The sequence below is a fragment of the Streptosporangium sp. NPDC006007 genome, assembly GCF_040614315.1.
Taxonomy (GTDB): Bacteria; Actinomycetota; Actinomycetes; order Streptosporangiales; family Streptosporangiaceae; genus Streptosporangium.
On sequence record NZ_JBEXUG010000050.1, the window covers coordinates 18,357 to 35,339 of the forward strand.

Annotated in this window: 16 protein-coding genes and 1 pseudogene; 8 read left to right on the forward strand and 9 right to left on the reverse strand. The window is 68.1% G+C overall.

What is annotated here, in order from left to right; genetic code table 11:
* Positions 1 to 24 precede the first annotated feature (24 nt).
* A complete protein-coding gene (locus ABZ194_RS26820; RefSeq protein WP_355599784.1) occupies positions 25 to 1,035 on the forward strand; it encodes an IS30 family transposase in 1,011 nt (336 codons plus the stop codon).
* Positions 1,036 to 1,134: 99 nt separating this feature from the next.
* On the opposite strand, the gene ABZ194_RS26825 is transcribed toward ABZ194_RS26820, so the two are convergent.
* The 3 genes from ABZ194_RS26825 to ABZ194_RS26835 are packed head-to-tail and all read right to left on the reverse strand — an operon-like array spanning position 1,135 to position 2,642.
* On the reverse strand, positions 1,135 to 1,650 hold the full coding sequence (locus tag ABZ194_RS26825) for a transposase (protein WP_355599785.1): 516 nt from the start codon (positions 1,648 to 1,650) through the stop codon (positions 1,135 to 1,137).
* A 27-nt stretch (positions 1,651 to 1,677) separates the two neighbouring features.
* Positions 1,678 to 2,058: a hypothetical protein gene (locus ABZ194_RS26830; protein WP_355599786.1), complete on the reverse strand. Its 381-nt coding sequence runs from the start codon at positions 2,056 to 2,058 to the stop codon at positions 1,678 to 1,680.
* On the reverse strand, positions 2,055 to 2,642 hold the full coding sequence (locus ABZ194_RS26835) for a TetR/AcrR family transcriptional regulator (protein WP_355599787.1): 588 nt from the start codon (positions 2,640 to 2,642) through the stop codon (positions 2,055 to 2,057). The genes ABZ194_RS26830 and ABZ194_RS26835 overlap by 4 nt, the downstream gene beginning before the upstream one ends.
* A gap of 73 nt (positions 2,643 to 2,715) precedes the next feature.
* Here ABZ194_RS26835 and ABZ194_RS26840 point away from each other — a divergent pair.
* From ABZ194_RS26840 to ABZ194_RS26850, 3 genes and pseudogenes are all read left to right on the forward strand, one after another.
* Positions 2,716 to 3,160: pseudogene (locus ABZ194_RS26840) on the forward strand (transposase).
* Positions 3,076 to 3,312, forward strand: coding sequence for a transposase (locus ABZ194_RS26845; RefSeq protein WP_355599788.1), 237 nt, complete (start codon positions 3,076 to 3,078; stop codon positions 3,310 to 3,312). The pseudogene ABZ194_RS26840 and the gene ABZ194_RS26845 overlap by 85 nt, the downstream one beginning before the upstream one ends.
* A complete protein-coding gene (locus ABZ194_RS26850; RefSeq protein ID WP_355599789.1) occupies positions 3,309 to 3,494 on the forward strand; it encodes a hypothetical protein in 186 nt (61 codons plus the stop codon). The genes ABZ194_RS26845 and ABZ194_RS26850 overlap by 4 nt, the downstream gene beginning before the upstream one ends.
* Positions 3,495 to 3,563: 69 nt before the next feature.
* Here ABZ194_RS26850 and ABZ194_RS26855 read toward each other — a convergent pair whose 3' ends face one another.
* Positions 3,564 to 4,250, reverse strand: coding sequence for a hypothetical protein (locus tag ABZ194_RS26855; protein ID WP_355599790.1), 687 nt, complete (start codon positions 4,248 to 4,250; stop codon positions 3,564 to 3,566).
* 455 nt (positions 4,251 to 4,705) lie between these two features.
* On the opposite strand from ABZ194_RS26855, the gene ABZ194_RS26860 reads away from it, so the two are divergent.
* From ABZ194_RS26860 to ABZ194_RS26870, 3 genes are all read left to right on the forward strand, one after another.
* On the forward strand, positions 4,706 to 5,167 hold the full coding sequence (locus ABZ194_RS26860; protein ID WP_355599791.1) for a MarR family transcriptional regulator: 462 nt from the start codon (positions 4,706 to 4,708) through the stop codon (positions 5,165 to 5,167).
* Positions 5,168 to 5,205: 38 nt separating this feature from the next.
* The gene (locus ABZ194_RS26865; RefSeq protein ID WP_355599792.1) at positions 5,206 to 6,411 is read left to right on the forward strand and encodes a cytochrome P450; all 1,206 of its coding nucleotides are present in this window, start codon (positions 5,206 to 5,208) and stop codon (positions 6,409 to 6,411) included.
* Between the two features lie 412 nt (positions 6,412 to 6,823).
* Positions 6,824 to 8,956 carry a tetratricopeptide repeat protein gene (locus ABZ194_RS26870; protein ID WP_355599793.1) on the forward strand — a complete coding sequence of 711 codons (2,133 nt, stop codon included), beginning with the start codon at positions 6,824 to 6,826 and terminating at the stop codon, positions 8,954 to 8,956.
* Here ABZ194_RS26870 and ABZ194_RS26875 read toward each other — a convergent pair.
* From ABZ194_RS26875 to ABZ194_RS26885, 3 genes are read right to left on the reverse strand one after another with little or no spacing between them, the layout of a single operon-like run.
* A complete protein-coding gene (locus ABZ194_RS26875) occupies positions 8,936 to 9,892 on the reverse strand; it encodes a carbohydrate kinase family protein (RefSeq protein ID WP_355599794.1) in 957 nt (318 codons plus the stop codon). The two genes, ABZ194_RS26870 and ABZ194_RS26875, sit on opposite strands and share 21 nt — an antisense overlap.
* Positions 9,889 to 10,551: a hypothetical protein gene (locus tag ABZ194_RS26880; protein ID WP_355599795.1), complete on the reverse strand. Its 663-nt coding sequence runs from the start codon at positions 10,549 to 10,551 to the stop codon at positions 9,889 to 9,891. The genes ABZ194_RS26875 and ABZ194_RS26880 overlap by 4 nt, the downstream gene beginning before the upstream one ends.
* Positions 10,552 to 10,565: 14 nt before the next feature.
* Positions 10,566 to 11,780 (reverse strand): hypothetical protein, encoded by a 1,215-nt coding sequence (locus ABZ194_RS26885; protein WP_355599796.1) that lies wholly within the window; start codon positions 11,778 to 11,780, stop codon positions 10,566 to 10,568.
* 235 nt (positions 11,781 to 12,015) lie between these two features.
* Here ABZ194_RS26885 and ABZ194_RS26890 point away from each other — a divergent pair, with 235 nt between their 5' ends.
* Positions 12,016 to 15,144, forward strand: coding sequence for a tetratricopeptide repeat protein (locus tag ABZ194_RS26890; protein WP_355599797.1), 3,129 nt, complete (start codon positions 12,016 to 12,018; stop codon positions 15,142 to 15,144).
* A gap of 455 nt (positions 15,145 to 15,599) precedes the next feature.
* Here the strand turns inward: ABZ194_RS26890 and ABZ194_RS26895 are convergent, their stop codons facing one another.
* The gene (locus tag ABZ194_RS26895) at positions 15,600 to 16,223 is read right to left on the reverse strand and encodes a methylated-DNA--[protein]-cysteine S-methyltransferase (RefSeq protein WP_355599798.1); all 624 of its coding nucleotides are present in this window, start codon (positions 16,221 to 16,223) and stop codon (positions 15,600 to 15,602) included.
* Entirely contained in the window at positions 16,195 to 16,704 is a 510-nt protein-coding gene (locus tag ABZ194_RS26900; RefSeq protein ID WP_355599799.1) for an RNA polymerase sigma factor, read from the reverse strand. The genes ABZ194_RS26895 and ABZ194_RS26900 overlap by 29 nt, the downstream gene beginning before the upstream one ends.
* Positions 16,705 to 16,983: the final 279 nt, after the last annotated feature.

Below are 16,983 nucleotides of genomic sequence, written 5' to 3' on the forward strand. Positions count from 1 at the left end.
GCACCGCCGGTCAGACGACCGGCGGTGCCCCCTTCCAGCGCGTCTCGCCACCTGCGGGAAGACGAACGGATCCACATCGCCGACCGGGTGCGGGAGAAGGCGCCGATCCGCCAGATCGCACGCGAGCTCGGCCGTGCGCCCTCCACCGTCAGCCGGGAGGTCCGCCGCAACCGGCATCCCACCAACGGCCGGTACCGGCCGCACGCGGCCCAGGCCCGCGCCGACGCGCGCCGGCCGCGCCCCAAGCCGAGCAAGATCGGGCAGACCCCGGAGCTGCGGGCCTACATTCAAGAGCACCTGTACAAGCGCTGGAGTCCCGAGCAGGTCGTCCGGAGCCTGCGCAGGAGCTTTCCCGAGCAGGCGGAGATGCACGTGTGCCACGAGACCATCTACCAGGCGCTCTACGTTCAAGGCCGCGGCGAGCTGCGCCGCGAGCTGGCCCGAGCCCTGCGCACCGGCCGCACCATGCGCAAGCCCCGCCGCCTGGCCCAGCAGCGCCGGCCCCGCTACTCCGCCCCGATGCTCATGATCAGCGAACGGCCCGCCGAGGCCGACGACCGCGCCGTGCCCGGCCACTGGGAAGGCGATTGCATCATCGGCAAGAACCAGGCGTCGGCCATCGGCACCCGGGTCGAGCGCACCACCCGCTACGTGTTGCTCGTCCACCTGCCCATCGACCGCAGCGCCGAGCGCATGCGCGACGCCCTGGTGGAGACCATGGCCACGTTGCCGGCCCATCTCAAGCGCTCCCTGACCTGGGACCAGGGCAGCGAGATGGGCCGCCATCACGAGTTCTCCCTCGCCGCCGACATGCCCGTTTACTTCTGCAACCCGGCCAGTCCCTGGCAACGCGGCTCCAACGAGAACACGAACGGCCTGCTGCGCCAGTACTTCCCCAAGGGCACCGACCTGTCGGTCCACGGCCGCGACCGGCTCAACGCCGTCGCTGCCGAATTGAACTCCAGACCGAGAAAGACGCTCGACTGGGATACCCCGGCCGAGCGTCTCGCTATGCTGCTCGCAGCCACCAATTGATCATGGTGTTGCGACGACCCCTGGAATTCGCCATTACGGCCGGGGCGTTCTTCGTTATCAGACCCCGAAACGATCATCAGTTGTTCCTCGTCCTGGGCCTTACCGAGGTCGAACCACTGCTGGTGGGCGAAAGCGCCGATGGGGATCAGCAACGCCGCTCCGAGCGCCCACCAAAGAGAATTGACCTTCTGCTTCAAGGTACGAACTGTCAGGGCTCTTGTTGCCGGTGCAGCGACCGCCGTGATCCCGCATCCCATCAAGAACATCGCAGCGTCTGGGACCTCCGCCACTCCCGCAACTGCCGTAATGCCCGATGCGGTGATGCCTAGCGGCTTTGGTGAAGTTTGCTGCTGATCCATTGATGTGTGCGCGTTGACGGTTCAGGGCTTGGTCGACTGCGGTGCCGATCGCTTCGTTGGTGGTGTGGACGCGCCCTGGGTAGTCCTCATACTTCGCCGAGCGCCACACCCGCTCGATGTCGTTCAGTTCGGGACTGCGGGGCGGGAGGTAGAAGAGTTCGACGCCGATGGCGGCGGGCTCCTCGCGGCGCCCTTTGAAGACACGGGCCACGTGCGCGGGGAGGTTGCTGGCGGCTCGGCTCCGCCCCGCGGGCACCGCGGCTGTATCTCTCCGGGGCTGTCGCTACGCGGCACCCGCCACTGTCAGGACCGCGACCGGCAGGAGAAGAATCCACTGCGGCAGCCGGAGCAGTGGCCTCGGCCAGCCGACCGACAGCGTGACGACCAGGAAAGCGACTGCGTACGCTACGAAGTGCACAGCCACGAACCACGCCACCAGGCCGGTCGCCGACGTGTCGTCCGCCAGCGCGAGGTAGACCAGGGCGGCTGCGGAGAGCACCAGGTCGACGCTCACCATGTGCCACACGGCGTGAAGGACGCGCTTGGGTTCGTCTGCGAGTCCGCAGGACAGCAGCGGGCGCACCACATCCCGGTGCCCGCCGACGATGTGCGCCGCGGCCACACCGAACGCGGTGACGCCCGCCGCGAGAAACCAGCCGTTCATCGGCTCTCGATTCCTTTGACTATGACAGCAGCCAGCCGGCCGGCCAGCTGACGGTCGGGGTGCTCCCCGACCAGACCGACGTGGAAGAACACGGCTCCTGCCAGCGTGTCCAGGACTAGATCCACGGGTGTGTCGGCCGCGATCTCCCCGCGCGCCACGGCACGCTCGAAGACGATCAGCAGCCGCTCCTTCGAGGGGGCCAGGAAGTCGCTGCGGATGCGCGCCTTCAGCACCGGATCGGCGGCGAAGTCAGCGAGCAGCCCCGGGAGCGCCGCCGTAGCGGCAGGTGCGTGGAACTCGTCGACCAGGCCCCGCAGCAGTGCGGTCAGGTCCCCGGCCAGCGTTCCGGTGTCCGGGGTCGGAACATTGTCGGTGGTCGTGAACACGGCCTCGAAGACCAGCTCCGGCTTGCCCCGCCACCTCCGGTACACCGTGTCCTTGCCGACACCGGCACGGGCGGCCACAGCCCCGATCGATGTCGCGGCGTAGCCGACCTCGATCACCAGCTCTGTGGCCGCGCTGACGATCGCCTCGTGCGAGCGGGGATCCCTGGGACGTCCCCTGGGGGACGGAAAGGAGCTCATACTGATTTACGATACGGGTCGACCCGTTTGCTAAGCAACCCCGGTCGGCGTCACGAGGACATCACTGCTGCAGATCACCGTCCCACGTGATCGGGACGCCGGCTTTGAGCCGAAGATCCTGCGCAAGCGGCGGCGGCCGGCTGGCGTCGATGAGATGGTCATCTCCCTGTCGGCCAAGGGTCTGACCACCGGGGAGATCTCCGCGCATCTGGCCGAGGTGTATGGCCGAGGTCTCCACGCAGACCATCTCCACCATCATCGACAAGGTGCTGGAGGGGATAGCCGAGTGGTGGAACCGGCCGCTCGATCCGGTCTACGCGGTGATCTTCATTGATGCGATTCATGTGAAGATCCGTGATGGGCAGGTCGCCAACCGGCCGATCCGCGTGGCGTTGGCGGTTACCGTTGACGGCGAGCGCGGCATCCTCGGGTTGTGGGCGGCGACGGCGGCGAGGGCGCGAAGTTCTGGCTGCACGTGCTGGCGGAGACCAAGAACCGCGGCTTCATCGATGCGCTGACGGTGGTCCGCGACGGGCTCAAGGGGCTGCCGCAGGCGATCGAGCAGGTCTGGTCCCGGGCGGTCGTGCGGACCTGCGCGGTGCGTCTGTCGCGTGCCTTCCTCCGCTATGCCGCCCGCCGGCACCGGGGCGCCGTGACCAAGGCGCCGTGACCAAGGCGCTGCGGCCGATCTACACCGCGCCGACCGAGGTCGCGGCTTCGGAGCGGGTCTATGAGTTCTCCGAGGCCCGGGGCGGGCGTTATCCGGCGATCGTCAAGCTGTCGGAGGACGCCTGGGCGGGGTTCGTGCCCCTCCTCAACTTCGGTGGGCGCCTGCCGGCCGACCAGAAGTAGCCGATCAAAGCGATCGGCTAAACCATTTAATTGACAGGTCCGCTGATTGATGACTCGTCGAGACCTGAATCAGTTGCGGGTGCGGATGACCGTCCACTTGTTGGACGCAATGATGGAGTCCGGCGGGAAGTGCCGGTTAATATCCCAGCTGGTATCGTCCAGATTCTCGTGGTTCTGCCTGACGTATTTGAGGTCCTGCGGGGACACGTCGACGATATACCAGGTTCGGGGCCAGTCCTTCGTGGCCTTCGAAAGGTCTCGGACGTATCTGCGGGCCCCGATTTCATCGCTGACGTGCTTGACCGCGTAGTACACAGTGTGCGTTGGGTTCGGCAGCCGGAGTTCCGAGAAGAACCAGTACTCATGTCCCTTCTCGGGTTCGCGGTTGACAGAGAGTTGGAGCTCTACGCTGCCCCCAAGGCCGGGCTTGCCGTCCGTTGGGACAACACCGGTGATGATTACCGGTAGCGCTGCGGGATCGCTCGTAGGGGTGGTGGCCGTAGGCGGGTTCGGCCCAGCTGACCAGCCAAAGTAGTCGCGGCCGAGTGCCGCGACAGCGACCAGCAGTGCGGCGACTGCCACTGCCGTAGCAACGCGGGAGTGGTCCTTGAGCCAGCGGGTCAGCGGCCGTTTCGGTTTTCCGTCGGCGGGCGGAGTCTCGTCAGGGTCCCCGATGGGCGCACTGGTCTGCGGCGTGGTGGACGCGGGAGACGCTTGGGCGTTGGTGGCGCGCGGGTGGGGAACGTCGTCGGACATGGATCCTTCCTGGAATTGGCGGGCACGAGACGGGGGAGGGCGGGAGTTTCCGCTGCTCACCCGGTTGGATCACAATTACCCGCAATTCAGGGACTTGAATACTAAGGGTAGCCTTTTCGAGTCTTTAAGCTACCGCGCCCCGCCCCGTCGGGGCTCGTCCCCGGAGGACCTGCTTATTCGGTCGCCCGTCTCCCGCGACGCTCTGTTCCGGACGCATGGCCAGACGTTGTGCCTGCCGACTCGCATCACTGCGGGCCTCATCATGGGCCGCCGGGCGGCTTGAGACAGCTGAGGTGAACCTCTGCCGCCCGGATATTCGCCACCTTGTGGGCCGATATCCGATGAGGGCTGTGAAGAGCCGTGCACGCCGCCGCCACACGGCTCTTCACGCGTGCCAAGGTGGGGCGTACATTTCATGAAGTACGTGCTTGACGTTCATTGCGGAGTTGGCGCGAGTGAACCTTTCGGAGATCGAGTTCGTCGATCGCATGGGGCTGACCATGGAGCGTCTGGGCGGGACGCGCACGATGGGCCGCCTGTACGCGTGGCTCATGATCTGCGACCCGCCCGACCGGTCCCTCACCGACCTGGCGGCGGAGCTCGGCGTGAGCAAGACCTCGGTCAGCACGGTCGCCAGGCAGCTGGAGCTGAGCGGAATGGTGGAACGCGCCCCCGCCTCCACCCGCGAGCACCACTACCGGATGGTCGGCGGCGGATGGGCCCAGGTCATGCGGGTCCAGCCGGCCGTCGTCAAGCAGAGCCTCGACACGCTCGACTTCGGGCTGTCGATCCTCGGCGACGACCGGCCCGGCCGGCGCGGCCGGCTGGAGGACACCCGGGAGTTCTTCGCCTTCATCCTGCGGGACTCGGACGAGATGTTCGAGCGCTGGAGGGAGTACCGCGAGAAGTCGTCCTGACGTACATCGGCAGAGGGATCCTCAACCAAGGAGAGGCGATGTCCGGCATCGTCGAACGGTACGACATCCCCCAACAGCACTTCTGGCTGCACGGGCCCCGATCGGGCCCGGCGGTCGAGTTCGACGCCCGCACCGGGCTGTGGAACATCTACGGTTACCCGGAGCTGCACGAGGTTCTCGGCGACCCCGTGACGTACTCCTCCGACACCATGCGCGTGGTTCCCAGGGAGTTGATGCCCAGTGGGGATGACTTCTCGCTGGAGGGTTTCATCACCCAGATCGACCCGCCGGAGCACGGCAAGCTGCGCAAGCTGGTAAGCAGCGCCTTCACCCGCAAGGTCGTGGCGGATCTCGAACCGAGGATCGCCGCGCTCACCCACGAGTTGCTCGACGCGGCGCGTGAGCGCGAACGGTTCGAGCTCGTGAACGATCTGGCCTATCCGCTGCCGGTCATCGTCATCGCCGAGCTGCTCGGGGTGCCCAGCGGCGATCGCGCCCTGTTCAAGCGGTGGGCCGACGGGTTGTTCCAGCGTGACACCGAGATCTCGCTCAACCGGTCCGCCGAGGAGCGCAGCGCGGACATCGAGGCCACGATGGGACCGTGGAAGGAGATGTCCGCCTATCTCGCGGCCCACGCCGCCGAACGCCGGCGACAGCCGCGCGCCGACCTGCTCACCAGGCTGGTGGAGGCCGAGGTGGACGGCGAACGCCTGCCCGACGAGCAGGTGGTCAACTTCGCCATCGTCCTCCTGCTCGCGGGGCACATCACCACGACGATGCTGCTCGGCAACACGGTGCTGTGCCTGGACGCCTTCCCCGAACAGCAGGACAGGGTTCGTGCCGACCGCTCCTCGATCCCGGCCGTCATCGAGGAGTCCATCCGGTTCCTGACCCCGTTCGCCCTCCTGGGCCGCGCCACCACCCGCGAGGCCCGGCTCGGCGGGGTGACGATCCCGGCCGACCAGATGGTCATGGTCTGGCTCGCGGCGGCCAACCGGGATCCGCGCCAGTTCCCCGACCCCGACGTCTTCGACCCCGGCCGCGACTCCAACCCGCACCTCGGCTTCGGCCGCGGCATCCACTTCTGCCTGGGCGCTCCCCTGGCCCGGCTGGAGGGGCGGGTCGCGCTGAACATCCTGCTCGACCGGTTCGACGTCCTGCGTACCGATCCGGACGACCCCGTGCGGTTCATCCCCGCGCCGTCCCTGACAGGAGTGCGCCGCCTGCCGCTCATTCCGGGGTGACGCCGGACGGCGGACGCGGCACTGAGAGGTGAAGCCGCCCGGGAGACCATCCCGGGCGGTGATCAAGCCGGCCGGGGTGGTGCCGGCCCTGCCCCGGCCCGTGGTCGGCCCGTCTCCTCGACCGCCGTCACACAGGTGCCGCTGAGCACGCCTATTCGCTTTTACCTCACCAGTATTACTCAATGGACATGTCGCTTAAGTGGTGCGAGAAAATATTTAATTCTGTCGGTGTACGCCTGTTTCATCGTGCCCTGACCGAGGGAATGACTGAGGGGGAAATTTTCGCCTCGACGGGGTTTTGAAGGCGGGAAAGCATGATGGCGGCTGTCCGGTTGACCAGGCTCGGGGGTCGTCGATTCGGTTGACAATGATCTTGTGAGTGTGACTTCTCGCTCACAAAGAGAGCAGGGCGATGAATGCTGACCTCAGCGATGGAAATCAGAGACCCGAAGGTCATGTCAACGAGCTGAGCGGAACGGTGCTGGGGCCGGCTCTTCAGGCTCGCGACGTCCACGGTGGGATTCATCTGCATCAGACGCCCACCCCACTGCCGAAGCCGACCCAGCTGCCGGCCGGCGGCGTCCTGGTCGATCGCGCCGAGGCACTCGCCCTGCTGGACGACATACGTTCCGACCACGGCGGGATCGGCGTGCCCAAGGTGGCGGTGATCAGCGGTCCGGCGGGGATCGGCAAGACAGCGGTGGCGTTGCACTGGTCGCATCGGGAGCGTGACGGGTTCCCGGACGGTCAGCTCTTCGCCGATCTGCGCGGACACGCCGCGGACGCCCCCGTGCAGCCGGCGGAGATCCTGGGACGGTTCATCCGCGCGTTCGGGGTCGCGCCCGAGCGCATACCCGGCGGTCTGGCGGAACGCTCGGCGCTCTACCAGTCGCTGGTCAGCGAACGGCGCCTGGTCGTCGTGCTGGACGACGCCCTCTCCGCGGCTCAGGTGAGCCCGCTACTGCCGGCCTCGGCGAGCAGTGTGGCGGTCGTCACGAGCCGGTGGCGTCTGGCGGGCCTGCTGGTGCGCGGTGCCAGGAGAGTCCAGCTTGACCAGCTCAGCACGGACGCCTCACTGGAGTTGCTGAAACGGACGGTGGGCGACGAGCGGGTGCGAGAGGAGCCGGGCGCCGCCGGTGAACTGGTGAAGTTGTGCGCTCGGTTACCGCTCGCCCTGTGCGTGGCCGCCGCCCGGCTGGCCACCAGACCGCACTGGCCGCTGTCGGAGATGGTGGAGGACCTCACCCATGAGCGACAGCGCCTCACCGCGCTGTCGGTGGAGGACGACATGACGATCCGGGCCGCCCTCATGCTCTCCTACCGCGGGCTCTCACCGTCGGAGGCGGCACGGATCTACCGGCTGCTCGGGCTCTTTCCCGGCGCCACCTTCGACAGCTGGGCGGCCGCCGCCACGGTGACGCTTCCGCGCGCTCAGGTCCGGCGGCTGCTGGGAGTCCTGACGGACGCCAACCTGCTCGACGACGTACCGGGGGGAAGCTACCGCTTCCACGATCTGACGCGGCTGCACGCCCGCGAGCTGGCGGAGCAGGAGGAAACCGAGACGACCCGAGACCAGACCGTGCACAGAGCACTGGACTGGTTCCTGTACACCGCCTCGGCCGCGAGCCGGACGGCGATGCCGTACCGCCGTGTTCCCTGTCAGGCGGTGGTTCACCCGCCCGCCGAGCCGATCGCCTTCACCGGCTCGGCGCAGGCGCTCGACTGGCTTGAGGGCGAGTTCGACAACCTCAGGGCGGCCGGGCGTACCGCCTACGAACGGGGTCTGTTCCCTACCGTGTGGCAGCTGGTCGACGCGCTCTGGCCGCTCTTTCTCTACCGCGGCCATCACGCCGAACGGCTGGAGGTCGACAGGTTGGGGCTGGCGGCGGCGCGGGCATGCTCGGACCCCCTGGCCGAGGCCAAGATGCTGAACCGGACGGGCCTGGCGTTACGTGTTCTCGGCCGGCTGGACGAGGCCGCCGACGACTTCCGCCGGGCCCTGGACATCTGGCGCCGTGAGGGTAATCGGCAACGGATGGCGGGAAGCCGGCGCCGGCTGGGGCTGGTGGAGATGGACCGGGGCCTCCTCGACGAGGCCGTCGTCCTCTTCGAGGAGGCGCTCGACGACTATCGCGCGGCAGGGGAGCCGCGCAAAGTCGCCCTCACCCTGTGCGATCTCGGCAACGCGCTGATCGAGAAGGAGCGGGAGGGGGAGGCCGTCGCGTATCTGGGGGAGGCGCGACGGCTCCTCGCATCCGAGCCCGATCGGTACAACCAGGCACGTGCGCTCATCCTGCTCGGCCGGGCACGGGGCGGGGGATCCGCGGCGGCCGATCTTCTGACGGAGGGACTGGGGGAGATGCGGCAGATCGGTTCGGAGACCGGCGAGGCCCAGGCTCTCCAGGCGCTGGGAGACCTCGCCCTGCGGAATCGCCGGTACGGCGAGGCGCGTGATCTTTACCAGGAGGCGCAGCGGATCCTCGCGCGACGGGGGGCGCGGAGCGGGCGGCTGGAGGATCGCCTGTCACGTCTGAACGGCGTCTGACGATCGGGCGTCCCAGCGCCCGATCACGGTGGGAGGCGGGTAGGAGGTCTTCAGAACGGTCAGCTCCCCGGAGGTCAGCGACGCCGTCACCGGGGTGTGGTGTCCGATTTTCCAGCCCGCGTGCACCACCGCCGTCTGCAGGGCCCGTATCGGATCGTCTGTCCTACGCCAGACATGGAGGAAGGTGGCGAACAGCGCGTCGCCCGCCCCGGAGGTGTTGACGACCTCCCGAGGGGTCACCGCGTCCACCCTGATGAGCAGCCCGTCCCTGGTGCCGAGGAGCGCCCCCTGCCCGCCGCGTCCGATCCCCACCAGCCGGCAGCGCGGGTAGCGGTCGAACACCTTCGCCACCCACAGCTCAGGCGGGTCGGGGAGGCGCTCGTGACTACAGAAGATGATCTCGCCGGCCTCCAGCCACGGACGGTTGTAGGGGTCGGCGAGGTCGGCTATGAGGTGGACGTCCACGGCGATGGGGACACCGAGCCGAGAGGCGGGCGTCACCAGGTCCCGGACGAACTTCGCGTTCGTCAAGATCAGAAGATCGGCCTCGGCGGCCTCCGCGTCGAACAGGTCCCACGGATAGGTGACCTGGTTCACCGGCGTCAGGTGCGGAAATCCCATCCGGCGGCCGTCGGGTGTGACGAGCGTCACGCCCGACGACGATTCGGAACCCTCGACGAACCCGGGTCCGAGCAGGCCCTCACGGTCGAACTCGGCCGCTATTCCGGCACCGACGAGGTCACGCCCGACCACGGTGCACAGGCGTACGTCGTCGCCGAGCGCCTTCAGGATCCGCGCGATGTGCCCCGCGGCCCCGGAGACGCCGCAGGCGAGCCAGCGTGGCGACGACGTGGAGGTGTATCGCACCGGGAACTCCTGTATCCCGACCGACATGTAGAGGCTGACGGCACCGGCGACGACGATCTTCTGAGTCATGCGGACATCCCTCCGGCACACCACGACGGACGACGGGCCAGCCTGATCCGCGCCCTGCAGGCCACGTCGAGTGACCCGAGGCGGTCGGCGGACGAACCGGTGTACCGCCCCACGATCACCGAGGCGGTGGTCAGGCCCTCGAACGGCAGCCGGGCGGCCCGCCAGCCGTACAGGAACGATCCGTAGACCGACGGACACGGATCGGCGCGGCCCGGGAACCCTCCCACCTCGGTGATCGCGGCGAGCCGTCCGTCGCGCAGCCCGGCCAGGCAGCCGTGCCATCGGCTGCCGACCGCGACCTCGCAGCCGGGATACCGGTCCAGGACGCGTGACACGCCGCCGACCGGAGCGATCCGGGATCTTCTCGACCTCACGAGCACGTCGGCGACCTCGCGCCACTCCCGGTCCACCAGGTCGTCCAGACCGGCGACGATGTGCGTGCCGGCGAAGACCTGGACGCCGGGCGGCATGCCGTGATGGTGCCGTGTCCGGGGGAAGAGCATGAGGTGGGGTTCCCGGAGCGGCCCCTCGCGAGGGATCACCAGGATCGCCGGCGAGCTCCGCCTCGGTACGGCGGCTCCGGGCCCGGGCGGGTTCCGGATCAACCTGAGCGCGTGGTTGAGCCGGAACACGTGAATCGCGGCACGTCTGCCGAGCATGTCGGGCCTCCGATCTATTCGGTGAGGAAGGGCACCGCGGCCGGTGCGGTCGCCGGGATGGTCGCGGGCTGCCGCAGGTTCAGCAGCCGGTAGATGAGGTGGCGCATGTTGCGGTCGAAACGACCCGGCGCCGACGTGATGCGTTCCGTGACGGTCCGGTAGTGGCCGGGCCGTATCTCGACGGCGGCCCTGGCCAGCTGGTCACGGAGTGAACCGCGCCTGGAGACCCGGGGCGTGATGGCGGCGAGCGCGGCGAGTGTGGAGGCCGGATCGACGTCGGAGCGCGGGAAGCTGGCCAGCATGATCGGGACCCCCGTGGCCGTTCCGTACAGGGTCGCCGATCCGTGATCCCCGATGACCTGGTCGGCCGCGGCGAGGACCGCACGCCAGTCGGCCTCGGGCGGCACCAGACTCAGCCCGCGCCGCAGGCAGTCGGCGAGCCACGTCCGCACCTGCCAGATGCCGTGCCCGAACCAGACGTTGGGATGCAGGAGTGCCACGACGCGGAACTCCCGCCGGGGCAGTTCGGTGAGCAGCCGGGGCAGCAGCTCGGACCGCCGGCCGAAGAGCGACTGCGGACCCCACGTCGAGCTGACCACGACCAGTTTCCGGTCCGGGCCGACCCCCAGCGCCCGGCGGTACGAGTCGCGGTGCGGCAGGCCGGCGACCAACCTGTCGTATGACGAGTCGCCGATGACGGTGGCCCTCGGTAGCGCCTCCGGGCACGTCCGTCCGAGCCGGCCCAGCTCGGACGTGTGGGACAGGACGATCGCCGCCGGGAGTACGGTGCCGTCGTGCAGCAGCCGTTGAGCGTCGAGCCCGTACGCCACGCGGCCGCCCACGGCCCGGGCGCCGTCCCGTACGGCCACGAGCTTGTTGAAGCCGGAGCCGTGCGGCATGACGATCAGTGGCGCGTGGATCTCGTGAACCGCCCCCAGGCTCGCCGTGATGGCGAGGTCGAACCGCTGCTGGGTGGCCTGTATCCAGGGCACGGACACCGCCCCCAGGCCGTCGATGAACTGCGCGACCCCGTTGCTGAACACATCCGGAGCCATGGTGAACACGACCTGGACCCTCAGGTCGGACTCCACGAGACGGACCGTGTCCAGCAGGCGCTGCCCCGATGTGACGGTGTGGACGACGACCAGGACCATCTTGCAGTCTCTGCGCGTCACCCATCGGCCGGCGTCGAGCCCGATCGGGACCCTGCTCCATTCGTGACCAGACATTTGTTTGTCATTCCCCCTTGGTCCAGCCCTCGGCTGTGCAGGCGAGATCCGTCGCCCTGCCTTGAGCGTTCTTGCCGGACCTTGCGGAAACCCTTGCGGCGGTCTTGTCGCCGACTAAGCAAGGTTCCCGACAAATGGGGCATCGAGATAAACTGATCGCTTACTACTGGATCTGGCTCTCTTTCAGTGAAAAAATGCCAGGCGGGAAGGTAGCTCCCTCGATAAAGGGGCTCGAATGGAATTCCGCATTCTCGGTCCAGTCGAGTTTTGGTCCCGAGAGCAACGCCACGACCTGGGCTGGGCCAGAGAACGCCACGTTTTGGCCATCCTGCTGATGACGCCGGGCAAGCCGGTATCCGTGGATTCGCTCATCCACAAGGTGTGGGACAACACCCCGCCGGCCAGGGCCCGAGACCGCCTGTACAGTCACATCGCCCGGTTGAGGGGGCGCCTCCACGGTATCGACGAAGGCGTGCGGCTGCGGCACGGTTCCGGGGCGTACTTTCTCGAAACAGATCCCGAAAACATCGACTACCACCGGTTCCGCATGCTCCGTTCACAGGCGCGCGCGGTAACGGAAAGCGGCGATACCAATCATGCTTTTCGGCTGTATCGTGAGGCGAATCAGCTGTGGCGGGGAGAACCGCTGGCCGGTCTCTACGGCTCATGGGCCGTCCGAACCCGTCAGAAACTCGAAGGCGAACTGCTGGGCAGCACCGTCGACCGCATCGAACTCGAACTTCTTCTCGGTCGCCCCGCCGACCTCGTATCGGAACTGTACGAGCTGATCAACCGATTTCAATTCGACGAGAAGCTGGTCGAGCTGCTCATGCTGGCGCTCTATCGCAGTGGCCGGCGGACGGAGGCCCTCGACACCTACCGTCAGGTGAGCCGGCGGCTCGTCGCCGACCTCGGCACCGGACCGGGGCCCGGGCTGCGGGCGTTGCACCAGCGCGTCCTCCAGGGCGATCCGACACTGTTGCCGCAGCCCCGGCCCGGCGTTCAGCGAGACGCCCCTCCCAACAACCTCCCCCGCGACATCCACACCTTCACCGGCAGGATCCCCGAACTCAGCCGGCTGACCGGCGAGCGGGCGCGAGAGGATGGGGTCACCGTGCTCGCGATCGACGGCATGGCGGGGGTCGGGAAAACGGCGCTGGCCGTGCATCTGGCTCACCGGCTCGCCGACGACTATCCGGACGGGCTGCTCTACCTCAACCTTCACGGCCACGACGCCCAGCACGGGCCGATGGATCCGGCGACCGCCCTGGACCGGCTTCTCCGTGTTCTCGGTGTCTCGGCCCCTCCCACTCCGAGCAGCCTGGACGAGCGCGCGACGGTCTGGCGGACCGAACTGGCCCGGCGCAGGGTGCTCATCGTTCTCGACGACGCCAAGGGGCACGACCAGATCAGGCACCTTCTTCCCGGGGTGCCCGGCTGCCTCGTCGTGGTCACCAGCAGGCGGCGGCTGGCCGGTCTGGACGACGTCCAGTCGCTCTCCCTGGACGTACTGTCCCCGGAGGACGGGGCCACACTCCTCGGCCGTGTCATAGGCCCGCAGCGCGCGCTCCAGGCGGATGACGTCGCCTCGGTCGTACGGCTCTGCGGATACCTTCCCCTCGCGATCCAGCTGGTCGGCAACCGGCTCCGGCACCGGCCCGCGTGGAGCGTGGCCGACCTGGCGAGGCTGCTCGGCGGAGCCGGCCGGCGACTGGCCGAGATCCGTGCGGAGAACCGTGAGATCACCATGGCGTTCGAGCTCTCCTTCCACGGCCTTGACGAGGGCCAGCGGCGGGCGTTCCGGCGGCTTGGCCTGCATCCCGGCGCCGATCTCACCCCGGAGTGCGCGTCGGTGCTGCTGGGGTCCGGCCGGGCCGACGTGGAGAAACTCCTCGACGACCTTCTCGATCACCATCTGATCGCCGAACCCCGGCGAGGCCGGTACCGGTTCCACGATCTCATCGGTGAGTACGCCCGGCTGCTCTCCGACCAGGAGCCGGAGGCTCAGCGGACCGAGACGCTCAGGCGGGTCCTCGACCACTACCTTTCCGCGGCGGACACCGCGGACCGGCTGCTCTATCCGCACCGGACGCGTGGCCCCGTCGAGGGATTCCGCCCGCCGCGCCTCCATCCCGGGATCGACACCGCGGATCAGGCCCTCGCCTGGCTCAACGCCGAACTGGACAATCTGCTCCTGGTCGTGCGTCATGCCGCCAACCACGGGTGGACGGAGCACGCGGCGCTCTTCGCGCATGTGCTCGGTGGTTACCTCGACGTATGGGGGCACTGGGCGGAGGGAGCCGATCTCCACGCGCGCGCCGTGACGGCGTGGCGGGAGATGGGCGACCAGCCGGGGATGGCGCGCGCGCTGGCCGACCTCAGTGTGGTGCGCTGGCGGACCGGCCGGCACGACGAGGCGCTTGAGCTGGTGGCCGAGGCGCTCCCGATCCAGCGTGCCGTCAACGACGAATGGGCCGTCGCCGACCTGCTCGACCACAGCGGCCTGGTGCACTGGCACCGCTCCGAGTACGACGTCGCCCTGGGCTATTTCGAACAGGCGCTGCAGTCGCGGAGGACGATCGCGGATCGCTACGGCGAGGCCGACAGCCTCAACCACATCGCGATCATTCACTGGCACCGGGGAGACTACACCGAGGCCGCGCGCTGCCTGCGAGAGGCGTTCACCGTGTATCAGCAGTACGGTGACCGGCGCGGTCAGCAGATCGCACTGAACAACATCGGTAACGTCGAGGTCCAGCTTGGCCACTACGCCGAGGCGTTGAGGTGTTATGAGGAGGCCGCGGCCTTCCATCCCCACATGGGCCCTCAGCATGAGGGCATGTGGCTCAACAACGTCGCCAACACGTATCAGCATCTGGGCCGGTACACCGACGCGCTCGAACATTACCGAAAAGCGTTGCGGGCATATCGCGATATCGGCGACCGGCGGTGTGAGGCGGACGCTCTGAACAACATCGGCAGTTGCTACGCGCGTATGGGCAGGGACGGAGAGGCGCTCATCCACCACCAGAAGGCCCTGAGCATCTCGATTGAGATATCCGAACGTTACGAGGAGAGCGAGGCCCTCCGTCATATCGGTGCTGTTCATCATCGCGCGAACCGCTACGAGGCCGCCCTCGTCTACTACGAAAAGGCGCTCAACCTGACGCGTGTCATCGGAGATGTCTACCAGGAGGCCCGCACACTCGACGATATGGGTGCCACGCTTGCCCGCACGGGTGAGACGGCGCGGGCGGAGGAGCACTGGCGGTGCGCGCTCGGCATGTATGAGGACCTGGGGGTCCTTGAGGCCGAGGCGGTCCGAACGCGACTCGATGGGCGAGGAGACGTCGTTCAGTCGTAGTCGGCTCACGAGGACTGCATCAACCCCAAAACGCCCACAAGAGGATCAAGTATCCTATTTGCCTTGCCTCCAACCCCCCTAAACATAACATAACCGAACAGGTTCGGAAAAAATATCAAATATGCCACGTGAGTCCGATCTGACCCTATAATCACATTCGTAAGTATCGCTAGGAGCACCCGGGGAGAAATCGCCCAGGGGGTATTGATTGGAACTTTGGACTACAGGTGAACAGATTTTTCTATGCCCCTTTCATGGTTTGCATGGGAACCATGTTTATGACATATGTATCGCACCTTTATGGAGTGGCCAGCGGTACCACATAAAAGACAGATAGCAAAGCACAAAGTCAGGGGGAGGCGATATCGCCTCCCCCTGACTCATGTGCGGGGGCGCCGTTTCTCACCGGACCGTCGCCGGCGACCGAACATCTGGCGCCTTTCCGGAGAAGAGGCTCACGGCGTGGTCTCCAGGCTCAGCAGGGTCCGCTTCACCTCGACGCCGCCGACGTACTGACCGATGGTGCCGTCGCTGCGCACCACCCGGTGACAGGGCACCACAATGGGCAGCGGATTGGTCGCGCAGGCCGTGCCAACGGCGCGCACCGCCCTGGGGCTGCCCGCGGCCTCGGCGACGGCCGCGTAGCTGGCGGTGGTGCCGTAGCCGATCCCGGTCAGACGCGACAGGACGGTACGGCGGAAGCCCCGCGCGAGCCGGAGGTCCAGCGGCAGGTCGAACAGGTGGCGCCGCCCGGTGAAGTACTCCTCGATCTCCCGGGCGGCGGCGTCCAGGCGGGCCGGGGCGCGCAGCACCCTCGGGCTGACCCCGGCGGCGAGCTGCTCCAGGACCTTCTGGTGGTCCTCGCGGGCGTAGGCCACGCGGACCAGGCCCTCACCGGTCGCGGCCAGCAGCAGCGAGCCGACCGGGGTGTCCAGGGTGCGGTAGGCGACGTCCAGGATGCCGGCCCGGTCGGCCTCGGCGGCCAGGCGGGCGTGCAGCCGGGTCCGGGTCCGCTCGTCGATCGGCGGCGGCGCGGCGAACAGGTCGTGGTCAGCGTGGGTCCGGTCCGCGGTTGTCATCGGAGGTGTCCTTTCGGTAGATCTCGCGTAGGGCGGCGACGCCGTCGGCGGCCGCTCTGCGGGCGGCCTCGGCGCTGCCGCCCACCATCTCGGCCACCTCCGCGTACGGCAGGCCCGCCAGGTAGTGGTAGGCGACGCACTGGCGCTGCTTGAGCGGCAGGGTCTTGATCTCGTCCAGCAGGTCGCGCTCCCCGGTGCCGGGCAGCCCGTCGACGCCGGGCGACTCCGGCACCTCCCCGACGGGGATCGCCCGCCGGGAGGCGGCCCGCACCTGGTCGACGGCCTTGCGGTGGGCGATCGTGACCAGCCACGCCTCGACGTTGCTGCCCGCCCGCAGGCCGGGGTAGGCCCGCATGGCCGACAGGAACGTCTCCGACCAGGCGTCCTCGGCGGTGGCCGTGTGGCCCAGTACGGCACGGCACACGCGCAGCACCATCGGCCCGTGCCGGGCCACGATCACTTCGAAGGGTTCCTGTCTCACACCTGGTAAACGTTCCAGGTTCACCGGATGTGAGGCGGAGATTTCCCGGACGGCGCTCCTGCTGCCGGCCACGCCTTCCCGCCCGAGGGAGGGCAGGGGCCGAGGGGGATCCGCCCCGGGCTGTTCCGGGCGTTCGCCGTGGGCTGTTCCCGGTGGACGTTCTTTTTCGCACCGGCCGGGAACGCTAGTGCGGTGACCGGGAACGTTCACCGGGTTGGGTGATCACGCGGCAAGTGGGAGGGGGCGTCCGCCGAAGCGGATGCCCTTTTCGCTGCGGAT

Bases quoted from the DNA above. Each gene is read 5' to 3' on its own strand.
- ABZ194_RS26830 (WP_355599786.1), bottom strand. From the start codon at position 2,058: ATGAACGGCTGGTTTCTCGCGGCGGGCGTCACCGCGTTCGGTGTGGCC.
- ABZ194_RS26835 (WP_355599787.1), bottom strand. From the start codon at position 2,642: ATGAGCTCCTTTCCGTCCCCCAGGGGACGTCCCAGGGATCCCCGCTCG.
- ABZ194_RS26855 (WP_355599790.1), bottom strand. From the start codon at position 4,250: ATGTCCGACGACGTTCCCCACCCGCGCGCCACCAACGCCCAAGCGTCT.
- ABZ194_RS26865 (WP_355599792.1), top strand. From the start codon at position 5,206: ATGTCCGGCATCGTCGAACGGTACGACATCCCCCAACAGCACTTCTGG.
- ABZ194_RS26870 (WP_355599793.1), top strand. From the start codon at position 6,824: ATGAATGCTGACCTCAGCGATGGAAATCAGAGACCCGAAGGTCATGTC.
- ABZ194_RS26875 (WP_355599794.1), bottom strand. From the start codon at position 9,892: ATGACTCAGAAGATCGTCGTCGCCGGTGCCGTCAGCCTCTACATGTCG.
- ABZ194_RS26880 (WP_355599795.1), bottom strand. From the start codon at position 10,551: ATGCTCGGCAGACGTGCCGCGATTCACGTGTTCCGGCTCAACCACGCG.
- ABZ194_RS26885 (WP_355599796.1), bottom strand. From the start codon at position 11,780: ATGTCTGGTCACGAATGGAGCAGGGTCCCGATCGGGCTCGACGCCGGC.
- ABZ194_RS26890 (WP_355599797.1), top strand. From the start codon at position 12,016: ATGGAATTCCGCATTCTCGGTCCAGTCGAGTTTTGGTCCCGAGAGCAA.
- ABZ194_RS26895 (WP_355599798.1), bottom strand. From the start codon at position 16,223: ATGACAACCGCGGACCGGACCCACGCTGACCACGACCTGTTCGCCGCG.